Origin of the sequence: Streptomyces lavendulae subsp. lavendulae, from assembly GCF_002803845.1 — a bacterium.
In the GTDB taxonomy this organism is placed as follows: domain Bacteria; phylum Actinomycetota; class Actinomycetes; order Streptomycetales; family Streptomycetaceae; genus Streptomyces; species Streptomyces lavendulae.
Window position 1 is genome coordinate 6,483,795 of record NZ_CP024985.1, and the last position, 15,668, is coordinate 6,499,462.

Annotated in this window: 15 protein-coding genes; 6 read left to right on the forward strand and 9 right to left on the reverse strand. The window is 72.6% G+C overall.

The features are described 5' to 3' along the window. Positions 1-20: 20 nt before the first annotated feature. A complete protein-coding gene (locus SLAV_RS28945; RefSeq protein WP_037688592.1) occupies positions 21-632 on the forward strand; it encodes a TetR/AcrR family transcriptional regulator in 612 nt (203 codons plus the stop codon). 78 nt (positions 633-710) lie between these two features. Here SLAV_RS28945 and SLAV_RS28950 read toward each other — a convergent pair whose 3' ends face one another. The 8 genes from SLAV_RS28950 to SLAV_RS28985 all read right to left on the reverse strand — a co-directional run bounded on the left by SLAV_RS28950 (position 711) and on the right by SLAV_RS28985 (position 7,208). Further along, positions 711-1,910: a S8 family peptidase gene (locus SLAV_RS28950; protein ID WP_030238920.1), complete on the reverse strand. Its 1,200-nt coding sequence runs from the start codon at positions 1,908-1,910 to the stop codon at positions 711-713. A gap of 189 nt (positions 1,911-2,099) precedes the next feature. Continuing rightward, a complete protein-coding gene (locus SLAV_RS28955) occupies positions 2,100-3,323 on the reverse strand; it encodes an acyl-CoA dehydrogenase family protein (protein WP_030238923.1) in 1,224 nt (407 codons plus the stop codon). Between the two features lie 9 nt (positions 3,324-3,332). Next, a complete protein-coding gene (locus SLAV_RS28960) occupies positions 3,333-4,373 on the reverse strand; it encodes a phosphotransferase family protein (protein ID WP_030238926.1) in 1,041 nt (346 codons plus the stop codon). 120 nt (positions 4,374-4,493) lie between these two features. Then, positions 4,494-5,405, reverse strand: coding sequence for an MBL fold metallo-hydrolase (locus tag SLAV_RS28965; protein ID WP_030238929.1), 912 nt, complete (start codon positions 5,403-5,405; stop codon positions 4,494-4,496). Between the two features lie 119 nt (positions 5,406-5,524). After that, a complete protein-coding gene (locus SLAV_RS28970) occupies positions 5,525-5,821 on the reverse strand; it encodes a hypothetical protein (RefSeq protein ID WP_030238931.1) in 297 nt (98 codons plus the stop codon). 73 nt (positions 5,822-5,894) lie between these two features. Beyond that, positions 5,895-6,215: a DUF202 domain-containing protein gene (locus SLAV_RS28975; protein WP_030238934.1), complete on the reverse strand. Its 321-nt coding sequence runs from the start codon at positions 6,213-6,215 to the stop codon at positions 5,895-5,897. Continuing rightward, positions 6,212-6,610, reverse strand: coding sequence for a YidH family protein (locus SLAV_RS28980; protein WP_030238937.1), 399 nt, complete (start codon positions 6,608-6,610; stop codon positions 6,212-6,214). The genes SLAV_RS28975 and SLAV_RS28980 overlap by 4 nt, the downstream gene beginning before the upstream one ends. A gap of 73 nt (positions 6,611-6,683) precedes the next feature. Continuing rightward, entirely contained in the window at positions 6,684-7,208 is a 525-nt protein-coding gene (locus tag SLAV_RS28985) for an NUDIX hydrolase (RefSeq protein ID WP_388096453.1), read from the reverse strand. Positions 7,209-7,283: 75 nt separating this feature from the next. On the opposite strand from SLAV_RS28985, the gene SLAV_RS28990 reads away from it, so the two are divergent. Then, the gene (locus SLAV_RS28990) at positions 7,284-8,942 is read left to right on the forward strand and encodes an FAD-binding dehydrogenase (protein WP_030238941.1); all 1,659 of its coding nucleotides are present in this window, start codon (positions 7,284-7,286) and stop codon (positions 8,940-8,942) included. Positions 8,943-8,994: 52 nt separating this feature from the next. Here SLAV_RS28990 and SLAV_RS28995 read toward each other — a convergent pair whose 3' ends face one another. Continuing rightward, entirely contained in the window at positions 8,995-9,432 is a 438-nt protein-coding gene (locus SLAV_RS28995; RefSeq protein WP_030238944.1) for an ASCH domain-containing protein, read from the reverse strand. A 329-nt stretch (positions 9,433-9,761) separates the two neighbouring features. Here SLAV_RS28995 and SLAV_RS29000 point away from each other — a divergent pair, with 329 nt between their 5' ends. From SLAV_RS29000 to SLAV_RS29015, 4 genes are all read left to right on the forward strand, one after another. Continuing rightward, positions 9,762-10,712, forward strand: coding sequence for a hypothetical protein (locus SLAV_RS29000; RefSeq protein WP_030238947.1), 951 nt, complete (start codon positions 9,762-9,764; stop codon positions 10,710-10,712). Positions 10,713-10,747: 35 nt separating this feature from the next. Beyond that, on the forward strand, positions 10,748-12,292 hold the full coding sequence (locus tag SLAV_RS29005; RefSeq protein ID WP_030238949.1) for an APC family permease: 1,545 nt from the start codon (positions 10,748-10,750) through the stop codon (positions 12,290-12,292). A 218-nt stretch (positions 12,293-12,510) separates the two neighbouring features. Then, positions 12,511-13,956, forward strand: coding sequence for an amino acid permease (locus SLAV_RS29010; protein ID WP_030238952.1), 1,446 nt, complete (start codon positions 12,511-12,513; stop codon positions 13,954-13,956). Between the two features lie 428 nt (positions 13,957-14,384). Further along, positions 14,385-15,617 carry an MFS transporter gene (locus tag SLAV_RS29015; RefSeq protein WP_030238953.1) on the forward strand — a complete coding sequence of 411 codons (1,233 nt, stop codon included), beginning with the start codon at positions 14,385-14,387 and terminating at the stop codon, positions 15,615-15,617. Positions 15,618-15,668 lie beyond the last annotated feature (51 nt).

Genomic DNA, 15,668 nt, shown 5'->3' on the forward strand with positions numbered 1-15,668 from the left:
AGGAGAGGAAGGCGAGCACCATGGCCGCCAGCACCACCGCGGGACCCGAGGACATCAACCGGGAGACCCCGGTGCCGCAGCGGCTGCTCGCCGTCGCGACCAGGCTTTTCGCCGAGCGCGGCTACGACCGCACCTCCGTGCAGGAGATCGTCGAGGCGGCCGGCGTCACCAAGGGCGCGCTCTACCACTACTTCGGCTCCAAGGACGACCTGCTGCACGAGGTCTACGCGCGCATGCTGCGCCTCCAGCAGCAGCGGCTCGACGCGGTGGCCGGATCCGACGCTCCCGTCGAGGAGCGGCTGCGGGCCGCCGCCGCCGACGTGGTGGTGACCACCATCGAGAACCTCGACGACGCGATGATCTTCTTCCGGTCGATGCACCAGCTCAGCCCGGAGAAGTACAAGCAGGTGCGGGCGGAGCGCAGGCGCTACCACGAGCGGTTCCGGGCCCTGGTCGAGGAGGGCCAGCGCACGGGGGTGTTCGCCACGGCCACCCCCGCCGACCTGGTGGTGGACTTCTACTTCGGGTCCGTCCACCACCTGTCGACCTGGTACCGCACCGACGGCCCGCTCACCCCGCACCAGGTCGCCGACCACCTCGCCGACCTGCTGTTGCGCTCCCTGCGCCCGTAGCCCCGCCCCGGCACCGGCCGACACGGGACTACGGGACTACAGGCCTACGGGACTACGGGTACCGCGGAGGCTGCGCCGCTACGGAGCCACCTTCAGCAGCTTGTTCGCCGTCCCCGCCGAGGGGTTGGTCACCGCGCCGCTCGTGGCCGCGGCCGTCAGCGCCGCGGCCGTCTGCGCCGGGGTCGCGGACGGGTGCCCGGCTAGGTAGACCGCCGCTGCGCCCACCACGTGCGGGGTGGCCATGGAGGTGCCCGAGATGGTCTTCGTACCGGTGTCGCTGTCGTTCCAGTCGGACGTGATGTCCGAACCCGGCGCGTACAGGTCCACCACGGAGCCGAAGTTGGAGAACGAGGACTGCTCGTCGTCGATGGTGCTCGACGCCACGGTGATCGCCTCCGGGACCCGTGCGGGTGAGCCCTGACCGGCGTCGGCCGACTCGTTGCCCGCCGCCACCGCGAAGGTGACGCCCGAGGCGATGGCCCGGTGCACCGCCTCGTCGAGCGCCTCGTCCGCGCCGCCGCCCAGGCTCATGTTGGCCACCGAAGGCCCCGAGTGGTGCTGGGTGACCCAGTCGATCCCGGCGACCACCTGCTCGGTCGAACCGGAGCCGTTGTCGTCCAGCACCCGCACCGCGACCAGCTTCGCCTTCTTGGCGACGCCGTGCGCGGCTCCCGCGATGGTGCCCGCGACGTGCGTGCCGTGGCCGTTGCCGTCGTCCGCCTTGTCGTCGTTGTCCACCGCGTCGAAGCCGGACGTCGCGCGACCGCCGAAGTCCTTGTGCGTCGTACGTATGCCGGTGTCGATGACGTACGCCGTCACGCCCTCGCCGGCGCTGTCGGGGTAGGTGTACTTCTTGTCGCCCGCCTTGGCCGTCTGGTCGATCCGGTCCAGACCCCATGACGGCGGGTCGTCCTGCGTGGTCTTGATCGTGAACTTCTTGTTCTGCACCACCTTGCCGACGGCCGGGTCCGCGGCGAGTCGCTTGGCCTCGGTCTCGCTCAGGCCCGCGGCCGAGAAGCCGTTGACCCCGGAGTCGTAGGTGCGCTTCAGCTCGCCGCCGTACTTCTTGGCGAGCTGCTCCTTGTTCGCGGATGCGTCGAGTATGACGACGTAGCTCCCGCTGATCGCACCGGGTGCGCCCAGGCCGTACACCGTGCCCTCGGCCGGTGTGGCCGCTCCCGCTAACGGGCTGACGATCAGGGCAACGGCCGCCGCGGCGGCGGCTCCCGTGCCGACCGCCGCGTACCGGAGGGTGCGGCTGCGCTTGTGAGTTGCCATCTGGAACGTTCTCCTCATGGTGACGTGTGGGGCGTCGAACCTTCTGGAGAACCCTGTTCCGATTGACAGGCGCAAATCAAGAACGTACCGGCGGTTCGGAGTTGTTCAACAAGGTTTCTCAAAAGGCCCCCCGCACCGCCTTCACCTCGCACATGGGTTCGCACGAACTCCCACACGATTCCCACACGTTCAGGAGCGCCCCGCGTACCTCTTCAGTTCCCGGTGGGCCAGCGAGCGCTGGTGGACCTCGTCCGGGCCGTCCGCCAGCCGCAGGGTCCGGGCCGCCGCCCACAGCTCGGCCAGCGGGAAGTCCTGGCTGACCCCGCCCGCGCCGTGCAGCTGCACGGCCTGGTCCAGGATCCCCACGACCGCGCGCGGGGTCGCGATCTTGATGGCCTGGATCTCGGTGTGCGCCCCGCGGTTGCCCACGGTGTCCATCAGCCACGCGGTCTTCAGCACCAGCAGCCGCAGCTGCTCGATGGTGACCCGGGCGTCCGCGATCCAGCCCTGCACCACTCCCTGCGCGGCCAGTTCCCTGCCGAAGGCCGTACGTCCCAGCGCGCGGCGGCACATCAGCTCGACGGCCCGCTCGGCCATGCCGATGAGCCGCATGCAGTGGTGGATCCGCCCCGGACCCAGCCGCGCCTGGGCGATGGCGAAACCGGTGCCCTCCTCGCCGATGAGGTTGGCCGCCGGAACCCGGGCCCCGTCGAAGACCACCTCGGCGTGCCCGCCGTGGTCGTGGTCTGCGTACCCGTACACCGTCATCGCCCGCCGGACCTCGACGCCCGGAGTGTCGCGCGGGACCAGGACCATCGACTGCTGGCGGCGCGGGTCGGCGCCCTGCGGATCGGTCTTGCCCATCACGATGAAGACCTTGCAGTCGGGGTTCATCGCCCCCGAGATGTACCACTTGCGGCCCGTGACCACGTACTCGTCGCCGACGCGCTCGATCCGCGTCTCGATGTTCGTCGCGTCCGAGGAGGCCACCTCGGGCTCGGTCATCGCGAAGGCGGAGCGGATCTCGCCGGCCAGCAGCGGCTCCAGCCACTGCTTCTTCTGCTGCTCGTTCCCGAACTGCGCGAGCAGCTCCATGTTCCCGGTGTCCGGGGCGGCGCAGTTGGTCGCCATCGGCGCCAGGTGCGGACTGCGGCCGGTGATCTCGGCGAGCGGGGCGTACTGGAGGTTGGTCAGCCCGGCGCCGTACCCGGAATCGGGCAGGAACAGGTTCCACAGGCCCTGGCGGCGCGCTTCGGCCTTCAGTTCACCGAAGACGGCCGGGGTGTCCCAGGGCGAGGCCAGCCGCGCGCGCTGCTCGACGGCGAGGGCCTCCGCCGGGTACACGTGACTCTCCATGAACGCGAGCAGCCGCTCGCGGAGTTCCTCGGTCCGGGCGTCGAATGCGAAGTCCATGGGTGTGGCTCAGCCTTCCTGGAGGGTGGTCAGACCGTGTTCGATGAAGACCGGGACCAGCTCGCCGATCCGGTCGAAGCCCGCGCCGACCGTCTGACCGAGCGTGAAGCGGTAGTGGATGCCTTCGAGGATCACCGCGAGCTTGAACCAGGCGAAGGCCGTGTACCAGGCGATCGCGCCGGTGTCGCGCCCGGAGCGGGCGGCGTAGCGCTCGACCAGCTCGGCGGGGTCCGGGTGCCCCGGCGCGCGGCTGGTCGTGCTGACCGGGGAGTCCGTCAGGCCCAGGTCGGAGCTGTACATCACCAGGAGCCCGAGGTCGGTGAGCGGGTCGCCCAGCGTGGACATCTCCCAGTCCAGGACCGCCCGGATCGTGTCGTCCGGCCCGCCGATCAGTACGTTGTCCAGCCGGAAGTCCCCGTGCACGACGGTCGGCGCGGGGGAGGCGGGCAGGGTCCTGCCGAGCGCGGCGTGCAGCTCGTCGATGCCGGCCAGCTCCCGCCCGCGGGAGGCCGCGAGCTGCTTGCCCCAGCGGCGCAGCTGCCGGTCCAGGAAGCCCTCGGGCCGGCCGAAGTCGCCCAGCCCCACCGCCGCGGGGTCCACCGCGTGCAGGTCGACGAGGGTGTCCACCAGGGCGAGCACCGCCCGCCGGGTCCGCTCGGGGCCGATCCCCTCCAGCTGGCCGGCGGTCCGGTACGGGACCCCGTCCACGTACTCCATCACGTAGAACGGTGCGCCCAGCACCTCCTCGTCCTCGCACAGGAGCAGCGGTCCGGGCACCGGAACGGCCGTCCCGTGCAGGGCGGCGATCACCCGGTGCTCGCGCCGCATGTCGTGCGCGGTGGCCAGGACGTGCCCGAGCGGCGGGCGGCGCACCACCCAGCGGGCGGAGCCGTCGGTGACCGCGTACGTCAGGTTCGACCGGCCCCCCTCGATCAGCCGGCCGCTCAGCGGCCCGCCCACGAGCCCGGGGCGCACGGCGTCGAGATGGCCGCGCAGCCGCTCCAGGTCCAGGCCGCGCGGGCCCGTGGAGCCTGCCGGTACTGCGGTCATGGTGCGCACCTCCGTACGGGGTTGACGGTCGGGGTTGCTCGGAGGCCATCATGCCGACCAGTCGGTATGGAGTCCAGAGGGCGGGCCGGAGGAACCTCCGGACACCGCCGCCCGCCGGCGTCAGGCGTGGCAGAGGATCGGCGTGCCCCCGTTCATCACCGTCATGTCCCGCAGCACGGCCATGATGTCCAGCGCCGCCCCCTCCGGCGCCCCGGCCAGCTCCGCGTACGCCCGGTGCACGTTCGCCACCAGCCGCTCGCTCTCCCGCCAGGCCGCGAACTCCCCGAGATCGGCCCCCTGCGCCACCTCCAGCGGGGTCAGCCCCTTCTCCCGCCCCTCCCGCGCCAGTTCGGCGACGAACCGCAGGTACCGCTCGGTGGCCTCGTACGCCGACGCGTCGGTCAGCGGTCCGTGCCCCGGTACGACGGTCTCCGCGCCCAGGGACCGCAGCAGCTCCAGCGCCCGCAGCGACCCGGACAGCGAACCCATCGCCAGGAACGGCGTGCCCCCGGCGAAGACCAGGTCGCCGGTGAAGACCACCCGCTGCCGGGGCAGCCACACGACCGCGTCCCCGGTGGTGTGCGCCACGCCCGGGTGGATGACCTGCACCTCGATCCCGCCGACGTGCAGGGTCAGGCGCTCGCTGAAGGTCAGGTCCGGCGGGACGATCTCTATCGCCCCGAAGTCGGTCGCGGGCCAGATCAGCTCCAGCTGGTGCCCGGCCGCGAGCTGCTCGGCGCGCGCGTTGTCGTGCCCGACGATCACGGCCTCGGGCGCGAACACCCCGTTGCCGTAGGTGTGGTCGCCGTGGTGGTGGGTGTTGACCACGGTCCGGGGGAGCGGCACCCCGGCCGCCGTGACGGCCTCGCGCAGGGCCAGCGCCCGCCGCTCGGTGGCGGCCGTGTCGACGAGCAGGGTCCGCACGCCGTCGCTGACGAAGCCGGCGTTGTTCAGGCACCAGCCCCCGTCCGGCTGGACGTAGGCGTACACCCCGGCCGCGGGCTGGACTACGTACGGTGCGTCGACGGTCATGGGCGCTCTCCCCCGGGTCGCTGCGACAGGTCCTCGGCATCCTGTCAGCCGGGGTCCGGCCGGGGGAGAGCGGGGGTGGGCGGGGGTGAGCGGCCGTCAGCGGGCGACGGCGGCGGCCGTCAGTGGTCGTCGTAGTGGCCGTCGTGCTCCGCGTGCCGGTGCCCGTCGTGCAGGTAGTCGACGTGGTCCCCGTGCGGGACCGAGTCGTGCCCGCAGCCGGCCCCGTGGGCGTGCGCGTGCCCGTCGTGGGTGGTGTGCTCCGCGCTCTCGCACTCGTCCCAGTGCCCGGAGTGCTCCCGGTGCAGGTGGCCGTCGTGCGCGTAGTCCACGTGGTCGCCGTGCGAGACCGCCCGGTGCCCGCACGAGGGGCCGTGGGTGTGTTTGTGCGTGGGGTGCTCGTGGTGCAGGGTCGTCATGGCGCAGAGGCTAGTGGGGAACGTCCCGTAATGCCCGTTCTGTCTGGTGTCGTGTCGCGCGGCCCGGCAGGGCTCAGAAGATCACCGTCATCGCGAACAGCGCCAGCGCCACCGTGCACAGCACCGCTCCCAGCGCCACCCGCGGCGCGAGCGCCGGCGGCCGCGCCGTCGCCAGCTGCCGCATCCGTACGTGCGCCACCCCCAGGAACGCCAGCCAGATCAGCGCGATCACCGCCGTCCCGGCCACCCGCAGGGGGGAGCCGGAGCCGTGCAGGGCCTGCCGCACCGCCAGCACCGCCGCCACCGAACAGGCCAGCGTCGTGCGCCGCCAGGCCAGCCGGGTCCGTTCCGGCTGGAGCCCGGCATCGCGGGAGGCCGCCCCCGGCCCGCTCACCGGCCCGTCGTCCAGCCCAGCAGCACGACCACCACCATCGCCACCGCGACCAGCCCGACGCCCAGGCTGAGCACCACCGGGAACCGCGACAGCGGCAGGTCCTCGCCCCGCCGCATCGCCCGCTCGCACCGCACCCAGTGGTTCACCGCGCGCAGCGCGCAGGCCGCACCGACGGCCAGCAGCGCGAGGGCCATCCCGACGCGCACCCCCCACCGCAGGTCCGGCAGGAACTGGTCCACCGCGAACCCGCCGCCCACCAGCGCCAGCGCGGTCCGGATCCAGGCGAGGAAGGTCCGCTCGTTGGCCAGGGAGAACCGGTAGTCCGGGGTGTCGCCCTCGTCCCTCAGCCGCTGCGGCGCGAACCAGAGGCGCACGTCCTTGACGAAGTCGATCATCCGGCCAATCTACGGGCAGCCCCCCGGCCACCCCGGGAGCGCCCCGGCCTTCGCCCCGGGAGCGCCCCCGCCCTCACCCCGCGCGGTACGCCGTCAGCCGCCGGTACGCCTCCAGCCCGTCCGGCACCCACGGCCAGCTCCCGTCGGCGACCCGCCGGTCCAGCTCCTCCTGCGGGAGCCAGGTGTGCCAGTCCACCTCCGAGGCCTGCGGGGTCACCGGCAGCTCGCAGCGCACCTCGTGCACGTAGGACCACCAGGCCCCGCCCGGTCCCTCGTAGAGGAACTTGAACAGCGGCGCGGGCTGCTCCAGCCCGCTCACCCCCAGCTCCTCCTCGGCCTCCCGCAGCGCGGCCCCCGCGTAGTCCTCCCCGGCGCCCAGCACCCCGCCCACGAACATGTCGTAGTACGCGGGGAACACCAGCTTCGACGCGGTCCGGCGGTGCACGAACACCCGCCCCCGCGCGTCCCTGGCCTGCACGAACACACACCGGTGGAGCAGCCCCCGGGCGTAGACCTCGCCCCGCGGGGCCTGCCCGGTGACCCGGTCGTCCCGGTCCACCACGTCCAGTACTTCGTCAGCGGCACTCACGGAACCCATCCAACCACCGCCATTGACGGGTTACCGCTCCGTAGCAAAGGATCTGCCCCACCACCGACCGGAGGACGGCTGCCCATGACGACGTACGACGCCGACGTGATCGTGATCGGAGCGGGCCTCGCCGGGCTCGTCGCCACCGCCGAGCTCGTCGACGCGGGCCGCAAGGTGATCCTCCTCGACCAGGAGCCCGAGCAGTCGATCGGGGGCCAGGCCCACTGGTCCTTCGGCGGCCTGTTCTTCGTGGACTCGCCCGAGCAGCGGCGGATGCGCATCAGGGACAGCCGCGAGCTCGCCCTCCAGGACTGGTCCGGGACCGCGGGGTTCGACCGTCCCGAGGACGCCTGGCCGCGCCGCTGGGCCGAGGCGTACGTGGACTTCGCGGCCGGGGAGAAGCGGCCCTGGCTGCACTCCCTGGGCGTGCGCTTCTTCCCCGTCGTCGGCTGGGCGGAGCGCGGCGGCTACGACGCCAACGGCCACGGCAACTCCGTCCCGCGCTTCCACATCACGTGGGGAACGGGCCCCGGCCTGGTCGCCCCCTTCGAACGCCGGGTCCGGGCCGGGGCGGCCCGCGGGCTGGTCGAGTTCCGCTTCCGCCACCGGGTCACCGGTCTCGGCACCACCGGCGGCGCGGTGGACACCGTCACCGGGGAGGTCCTGGCCCCCTCCGACGCCGTACGGGGGGCCGCGAGCAGCCGCGAGGCCACCGGGGCCTTCTCCCTCCGGGCCCAGGCGGTGATCGTCACGAGCGGCGGCATCGGCGGCAACCACGACCTCGTGCGCGCGCAGTGGCCGGCCCGCCTCGGCACCCCGCCCGAGCGGATGCTGTCCGGGGTCCCGGCCCACGTGGACGGCCTGATGCTCGGCATCACGGAGCGGGCCGGCGCCAGCCACATCAACAAGGACCGGATGTGGCACTACACCGAGGGCATCGAGAACTGGGACCCCATCTGGGCCCGGCACGGCATCCGCATCCTGCCCGGCCCGTCCTCGCTCTGGCTCGACGCCACCGGCAAGCGGCTGCCCGTGCCGCTCTTCCCCGGCTTCGACACCCTCGGCACCCTCGACCACATCATGCGGACCGGCCACGACCACACCTGGTTCGTGCTCAACCAGCGCATCATCGGCAAGGAGTTCGGCCTCTCCGGCTCCGAGCAGAACCCCGACCTGACCGGGAAGTCGGTCCGCGACGTCATCGACCGCGCCCGGCAGGCCGTGCCCGGCCCGGTGAAGGCCTTCATGGACCGGGGCGCCGACTTCGTCGTCGAGCGGGACCTGGCCGCCCTGGTGCGGGGCATGAACGCGGTCACCAAGGAGAACCTCCTCGACGAGGCCACCGTCCGCCGCGAGGTCATGGCCCGCGACCGGGAGATCGCCCATCCCTTCACCAAGGACCTCCAGGTGACGGCTATCCACGGCGCCCGCAAGTACCTCGGCGACAAGCTGATCCGCACCGCCGCCCCGCACCGGATCCTCGACCCGAAGGCGGGCCCGCTGATCGCCGTCCGGCTCTCGATCCTGACCCGCAAGTCCCTCGGCGGCCTGGAGACCGACCTGTCCTCCCGCGTCCTGACCCCGGCGGGCGAACCGCTCCCGGGCGTCTACGCGGCCGGCGAGGCGGCCGGCTTCGGCGGGGGAGGGGTCCACGGCTACCGTGCGCTGGAGGGCACCTTCCTGGGCGGCTGCATCTTCTCGGGCCGCGCCGCGGGCCGCGCGGCGGCGCGCGCCGTCTCCTAGGCCCCGGCCGCCCCGGCCCGTCTCCTAGGCCCCGGCCGCCCCGGCCCGTCTCCTAGGCCCCGGCCCCGTCGCCGTCCCGGAGGACCCTGAAACGTTCGGTGACGACCAGGGTGTCGTCGCCGACCGTGAAGTGCGGGTCGCCCATGGCCGCGCGCAGTTCCGCGCTGTGCCAGAACCCCTCGTGGGAGGCGCGCCATTCGGCCACCGACGCGTACCCCTCGCCCTCGTCCACCGCGTGCCGCAGATCGACCTCGGCCAGCCGCAGCACCCGCACCTCCGTCCGTTCCAGGACAGCCAGCGGCCGTTCGGCGGAGTCCACCAGCACCGCGCGCGTCCCCGGTTCGGGCAGCGGCTCGCCCTCCCGCTCGTACTGCTCCAGCAGTCCCGTCGTCGTGGTCTTCGCCCCGCTCAGCACCGCCGCCACCAGTCGGTCCCGCAGTTCCCCGGGGAAGCCCAGGAGGCACGGGGGCAGGTCGTCGTAGATCGCCATGGCGACAGCCTACGGGCCCCGTCCGGCGGGTGACACGCGTGAGCGAACCACCGCAACCGTGCCAACTCGGCCAGCGGAAACACCAGTTGAAACCCGCCACGCGGCGGACCGGACCTTGACGCGGAGCTGTGCGTACCGGTTTGCTGTGCGTGATCATCCGGAACACTCACGGGCACGATCCAGCCGCACCACCGGCGCCACCGCACCACCGAAACTGCCGCACCACCGGAACCGCCCGCACCACTGGCACCACCGCCCGCAGTCGTCACCCCGTGCGTGCTCCCGCGTACGTCGTCCACCCGCGCCCGCGTCCTGGAGGGAACCCGCGGATGTCCCCGCCTCCGCCGCCCCTCGGCCGCGCCCGCAAGCGGGAAGCCCAGCTCTTCGACCCCGCGCTGTGCGACACCGAACTGGTCTCCGTGCGCTCCCAGTTCACCCAGGGCCGGTGGGCCAAGGCCCGTGCCCTCCTTGTCGGCACCGGTGACGACTGGGACCGCCGCGGCCACCGCGTCGTCGTCCTCGCCGAGACCCCGGCCGCCACCGCGTGGGCCCGCGAATGGCTGCTCGCCGAGCCCGGCAGCGCCGACGCCACGACCCTCCTGGCCTGCGCCGCCGTGTTCAGCGCCCTGCGCCGCAAGGCCACCCCCGAGGCGGCCGAGGAGGCCTGCCGGCGGGCCGCCGCACTGCTGCCCGCCGACCCCACGCCCTGGCTGGGCCTGCTCATGCTCTCCCGCGCCTTCGGCACCGAGGAGGAGTTCAGCCGGCACTTCGACCAGGTCCGGGCCCGCCACCGGGAGCACCACCACGCCCACCACCTGATGGTCGCCAAGCTGGCCGAACGCGCCCCCGCCCAGGGGCACGACCCGCTCCACGAGGTCTACGACTTCGCCTCCTGGGCCGCCGAGGAGTCCCCGGCCGACTCCCCGCTCGCCGTGCTGCCCGTCATCGCCCACGCCGAGCGCTACCGGGTCCTCGCCGCCGCCCAGGGCGGTTCCGCCCCCGGGTCCGCGGGCCCGCACTGGTCCGGCCGCCGCGCCCGCCAGGTGCTGCGCTCCGCCTTCGACTGGTGGCTGGAGTGGGAACGCGAGGACCACCCCCGCAACCGGGTGGACCTCAACTTCCTCGCCCACGCCAAGCTCTGCGAGGGCCGCCCCGCCGAGGCCGCGGCCCTCTTCCACCGCATCGGCAGCCATGCCACCCCCGCGCCCTGGTCCTATCCGGACCGGGACCCGCACAAGGCCTTCCTCGCCGCGCGCAGCGCCGCGCTCGGCACCGCCTGACCCCGACCAGCCAGTCCCCCCGAAAGGACCCCGCCATGCCGACGGGCAGATCCACCACGCTCCCAGCCGAGGCCGAGATCCGCACGTACAAGGGCCAGGACCGCGCCCTGCGCGCCGACCGCCTCGGCACCGCCGGACTGCTGCTCTCCGTACTCGCCGCCAGCGCGCCCCTGATGGTCGTCGCGGGTGTCATGCCCACGATCTTCGGGGTCATGGGCATCGTCGGCCAGCCGCTCCTCTTCGTGATCCTCGGCGTCGTCCTCGCCCTCTTCGGCGTCGGGTACGCCGAGATGAGCCGCCACGTCCACAACGCCGGCGCCTTCTACGCGTACATCGCGCGCGGCCTCGGGCCCACCGCCGGGGCCTCCGCCTCCCTCGTCGCCCTCGTCGCCTACAGCGCCATGCAGGTCGGTGTCTACGGCATCCTGGGCTTCGAGATCTCCGGCCTCCTCGCGACCTACCTCGACGTCGGCGTCGCCTGGTGGATCCCGGCCCTGATCGCCGTCGCCGCCACCGGGGCGCTCGGCTGGCTGAAGATCGACCTCAACGCCAAGGTGCTCGGGGTCCTGCTGCTGATCGAGTGCGCCCTGGTCGTCGTCTTCGACGCCGCCGCCCTCGGCAAGCCCGGCCCCGAAGGGCTCTCCCTGACCGCCTTCGACCCCGGCACCCTCTCCGGAGCCGGCCTCGGCACGGCCCTGTGCTTCTGCATCGCCGCCTTCGTCGGCTTCGAGCAGTCGCCGGTCTACGCCGAGGAGACCAGCAAGCCGCACATCGTGGTCTCGCGCGTGATGTTCCTCGCGATCGGCTTCGTCGCCGTCTTCTTCGCCCTCAGCGCCTGGGCCCTGTCGGTGGCCACCGGCCCCGCCCGGATCACGGCCGCCTCCGCGAAGGCCGGTCCGGCACTGCTCTTCGAGCTGACCGAGTCCCGGCTGGGCGCCGCCTTCACCGACGGCCTGCACGTGCTCTTCGTCACCGGCATGTTCGCGGCCATGCTCAGCTTCCACAACGTCGTCGCCCGCTACGCCTTCGCCATGGGCCGTGAGGGCCTGCTCCCGGCCCGCTTCGGCCGCACCAACCCCGGCACGGGCGCCCCCGCCACCGGCTCCCTGTTGCAGACCGTCGTGGCGGCCGTCGTCGTCATCGTCTTCGCGCTCACCGACAGCCTGCCGGCCGGCGACCCCACCGCGCCCGTGCTGCACCTGTTCACCTGGATGGGCAGCGTCGGCGCCCTCGGCGTGACCGTGCTGATGGCCGCCTCCTCCTTCGCCGTCATCGCCTTCTTCGTCCGCCGCGGTACCGCGGGCGCCCAGGTGTGGCGCCTGACCGCCGCGGCCCTGGCGGGCCTCGCCCTGGTCGCCATCGCCGTCTACACCGTGCGCGACTTCGGCGTGCTCGTCGGCGCCGCGGAGGGCTCCGCGCTGAGCTGGGCGCTGCCCGCGATCATCTTCGTGGCCGCCCTGGGCGGGCTGGTCCACGGGCTGCTGCTCAAGAGCCGCCGCCCCGAGGCGCACGCCCGGATCGGCCTGGGCAACGAGGCCTTCCGCCTCGACCAGGCCGCGGAGGCCGACCCGGCCGGCTGAGCCCCGTAGCCTCGCATTCGTGCCTGCCGCAGGCCCCCGCCGACCGTTTCCATGGTCGCCGGGGGCCTGCGTGCGCATGGGGCCGATTTTGGCGGGTAGCGGAGCCTCATGGTCTATTGGGGCGACAAAATCACCGGACCGCGGCACGGGGGACACCACCCAGCTCCCCCGCACGCGCCCCGGACCTGCCTGTCCGAACCACGAAGGCGAAGTCCCGAATGAGTGACCGCACCTTGACCGAGGCCCCCGCCGAGGCGTCGTCCCGCCATGTCGACGCCGGTGACGAGGGTTACAGCAAGGACCTCAAGTCCCGCCACATCAACATGATCGCCATCGGCGGAGCGATAGGCACCGGCCTGTTCCTCGGCGCGGGCGGCCGGCTCGCCGGCGCCGGCCCCTCCCTCGCCATCGCCTACGCGGTGTGCGGAGTCTTCGCCTTCTTCGTGGTCCGGGCCCTGGGCGAGCTCGTCCTGTACCGCCCGTCCTCCGGGGCCTTCGTCTCCTACGCGCGCGAGTTCATGGGGGAGAAGGGCGCCTACACCGCCGGCTGGCTCTACTTCCTCAACTGGTCCACGACCACCGTGGCCGACATCACGGCCGCCGCGACCTACGCGCACTTCTGGTCGATGTTCACCGACGTCCCCCAGTGGGTGCTGGCCTTCATCGCCCTGGCCGTCGTGCTGACCGCGAACCTGATCTCGGTGAAGTACTTCGGCGAGATGGAGTTCTGGTTCTCCCTGGTCAAGGTCGCCGCCCTGGCGGTCTTCCTGATCGTCGGCATCTACCTCGTCGCCACCAGCCACGACATCGGCGGCCACACCCCGGGCCTGGCCAACATCACCGACAACGGCGGCATCTTCCCGTCCGGTGTGCTCCCGATGCTCCTGGTCATCCAGGGCGTCGTCTTCGCGTACGCCTCCGTCGAGCTGTGCGGCGTCGCCGCGGGCGAGACCGAGAACCCCGAGAAGATCATGCCCAAGGCGATCAACTCGATCATGTGGCGCGTGGGCCTCTTCTACGTCGGCTCCGTGGTCCTGCTGGCCCTGCTGCTCCCGTACACCGAGTACTCCGGCGACCAGAGCCCCTTCGTCACGGTCTTCGACAAGCTCGGCGTCCCCGGCGCCGCCGGCATCATGAACCTGGTCGTCCTGACCGCGGCCCTCTCCAGCCTGAACTCCGGCCTCTACTCCACCGGCCGCATCCTGCGCTCGATGGCCATCTCCGGCTCCGCCCCCAAGTTCACCGGCGTCATGAACAAGGGCAAGGTCCCCTACGGCGGCGTCCTGTTCACCGCGGCCTTCGGCGTCGCGGGCGTCGGCCTGAACTACTTCATGCCCAAGGACGCCTTCGAGATCGTCCTGAACTTCGCCTCGCTCGGCATCCTGGGCACCTGGGCGATGGTCATGCTGTGCTCGCTCCACTTCTGGCGGCGCGCGCAGCAGGGCCGCCTGGAGCGCCCCTCCTACCGCCTGCCCTGGGCCCCGTACACCCAGATCGTGACGCTGGTCTTCCTGGTCGCCGTCCTGGTCCTGATGTGGTGCGACGGCGGCGTCGGCCGCACCACGATCCTCTTCGTCCCGGTCATCGGCGCGGCTCTGGTCGGCGGCTGGTTCCTGGTCCGGGGCCGGGTGGCGCAGATCGCCGCCGCCCGCTCCGGCGACTGACGGGCCGGACCACCGGCCCGCCCGGCCCGTACGAACCGTCGAAAGGAAGGCCCCCGCACACCGGTGCGGGGGCCTTCCCGTCGTCCCGGCCGTTTCCTACCCGCAGGTAGCCGGGACGTTCACGGCAATTCCTCCGGAGAATTTCGCCAAGAATTTACCGAGCACCGTCCCGGCATTCGCATGTGACGAGCGCCACAACATATTCCCTGGACGTGCCACCGCAGCACGTCTCTAATAGGTCTTCGTGCCCGGCCAACGATCTTGGACGGACGCACCGGGGGAAATTCCCGAATCTTGTCGTTGGCAATGGCGCTGAACGAGGGGTACGGAACGGTGTCAGTGATCCTGACAGTAGAGAAATGGTCCGGGCAATTCTGTCCGAGGCCCTTAAGGTTCTCCGGTCGCCGCGACGGCGGCCGGGTGCGGCAATGCTGAGCCGGCTGCTCCCGGCACGGGGAACCGCACGCACCCTCACCGGCATCACGCTGGTGCACACGCTCGGACAGGGCCTGTGGATGGCGCTCAACGCCATCTACGCCACGTCCGTCCTGGGGCTCTCGCCCGGTCAGTTCGGCATCGGCGTCGGCGTCGCCGCGGGCGTCGCCCTGGCCCTCAGCACCCCGACCGGGCACCTGGCCGACCGGATCGGCCCGCGGGCCGTCCAGATCTGGTCCTTCCTCGCCCTCGGTCCGCTGACCGCCGCGCTCCTGCTCGTCGACGGATTCCGGCAGTACCTGCTGGTGCTGTCCGTGCAGGCGGTCGCCTACAGCGCCAGCCGCAGCGCCCGGATGGCCATGATCGCCGGGCTGATCGCCCCCGAGGAGCGGGTCTCCGTCCGCGCCTACCTGCGGGCCACCAGCAACGTCAGCGTCTCGGTCGGCGCTGGCCTCGCCGGGCTGGTGCTGGTCGCCGACAGCCCCTCCGTCTACCGGGCGGCCGTCGTCTTCAACGCCTCCACCTACCTGGTCACCGGACTGCTCACGCTGCTGCTCCCGGCCGTGCCCGCGCAGCCCGCCCGGCCCGGCCCGGCGCTGGTGGTGCTGCGGGACCGGCCCTTCCTCGCCTTCGTCGTCCTGGACGGCCTGTTGTCCATGCACAACCTGCTGCTGGACGTGGTGCTGCCGCTCTGGGTGCTGCACCACACCGGCGCACCCCGCTGGATGATCGCGGCCATCCTGATCACCAACACCGTCGCCGTGGTCCTGCTCCAGGTCAGAGCCGCGCGCGGAACCGACGAACCGTCCGCCGCCGCGCGGGCGGCCCGGAGCGGGTCGCTCTGCCTCGGCGTGGCCTGCGTGGTCTTCGCCCTCACCGAGGGGGCCTCGGCGGCCGTCGCCTGCGTCCTGCTCGTCGTCGGCGCGCTCGCACACGTCCTGGGGGAGATCCGGCAGTCCGCCGGGAGCTGGGGGATGTCCTTCGGCCTGGCCCCGGAGCACGCCCAGGGGCAGTACCAGGGCACCGCCGCGATGGGCGCCGACCTGGGCAAGATGATCGCGCCGGCGCTGCTGACCTGGCTGGCGATCGAGCACGGCGCGGTCGGCTGGCTGGTGATGGGCGTCGGATTCGCCTCGATCGGGGCCCTCATGCCCCTGGTCGCCTCCCGCGCCGAGCGCAGACGGGCGGAGCGGGACCCGGCCGGGGCGCCCGCCCGCGTCCCGTAGCGCCTCCCCGGCCGCTCCCGCCGGCCCGCACCACCCGCTCGCATTCCGCAC

What these genes read in the sequence shown, in the direction of transcription:
- SLAV_RS29005 (WP_030238949.1), top strand. Translation starts at nt 10,748, where the DNA reads ATGCCGACGGGCAGATCCACCACGCTCCCAGCCGAGGCCGAGATCCGC.
- SLAV_RS29010 (WP_030238952.1), top strand. Translation starts at nt 12,511, where the DNA reads ATGAGTGACCGCACCTTGACCGAGGCCCCCGCCGAGGCGTCGTCCCGC.
- SLAV_RS28985 (WP_388096453.1), bottom strand. Translation starts at nt 7,208, where the DNA reads ATGGGTTCCGTGAGTGCCGCTGACGAAGTACTGGACGTGGTGGACCGG.
- SLAV_RS28995 (WP_030238944.1), bottom strand. Translation starts at nt 9,432, where the DNA reads ATGGCGATCTACGACGACCTGCCCCCGTGCCTCCTGGGCTTCCCCGGG.
- SLAV_RS28945 (WP_037688592.1), top strand. Translation starts at nt 21, where the DNA reads ATGGCCGCCAGCACCACCGCGGGACCCGAGGACATCAACCGGGAGACC.
- SLAV_RS28950 (WP_030238920.1), bottom strand. Translation starts at nt 1,910, where the DNA reads ATGGCAACTCACAAGCGCAGCCGCACCCTCCGGTACGCGGCGGTCGGC.
- SLAV_RS28980 (WP_030238937.1), bottom strand. Translation starts at nt 6,610, where the DNA reads ATGATCGACTTCGTCAAGGACGTGCGCCTCTGGTTCGCGCCGCAGCGG.
- SLAV_RS28970 (WP_030238931.1), bottom strand. Translation starts at nt 5,821, where the DNA reads ATGACGACCCTGCACCACGAGCACCCCACGCACAAACACACCCACGGC.
- SLAV_RS28960 (WP_030238926.1), bottom strand. Translation starts at nt 4,373, where the DNA reads ATGACCGCAGTACCGGCAGGCTCCACGGGCCCGCGCGGCCTGGACCTG.
- SLAV_RS28990 (WP_030238941.1), top strand. Translation starts at nt 7,284, where the DNA reads ATGACGACGTACGACGCCGACGTGATCGTGATCGGAGCGGGCCTCGCC.
- SLAV_RS28955 (WP_030238923.1), bottom strand. Translation starts at nt 3,323, where the DNA reads ATGGACTTCGCATTCGACGCCCGGACCGAGGAACTCCGCGAGCGGCTG.
- SLAV_RS29015 (WP_030238953.1), top strand. Translation starts at nt 14,385, where the DNA reads ATGCTGAGCCGGCTGCTCCCGGCACGGGGAACCGCACGCACCCTCACC.
- SLAV_RS29000 (WP_030238947.1), top strand. Translation starts at nt 9,762, where the DNA reads ATGTCCCCGCCTCCGCCGCCCCTCGGCCGCGCCCGCAAGCGGGAAGCC.
- SLAV_RS28965 (WP_030238929.1), bottom strand. Translation starts at nt 5,405, where the DNA reads ATGACCGTCGACGCACCGTACGTAGTCCAGCCCGCGGCCGGGGTGTAC.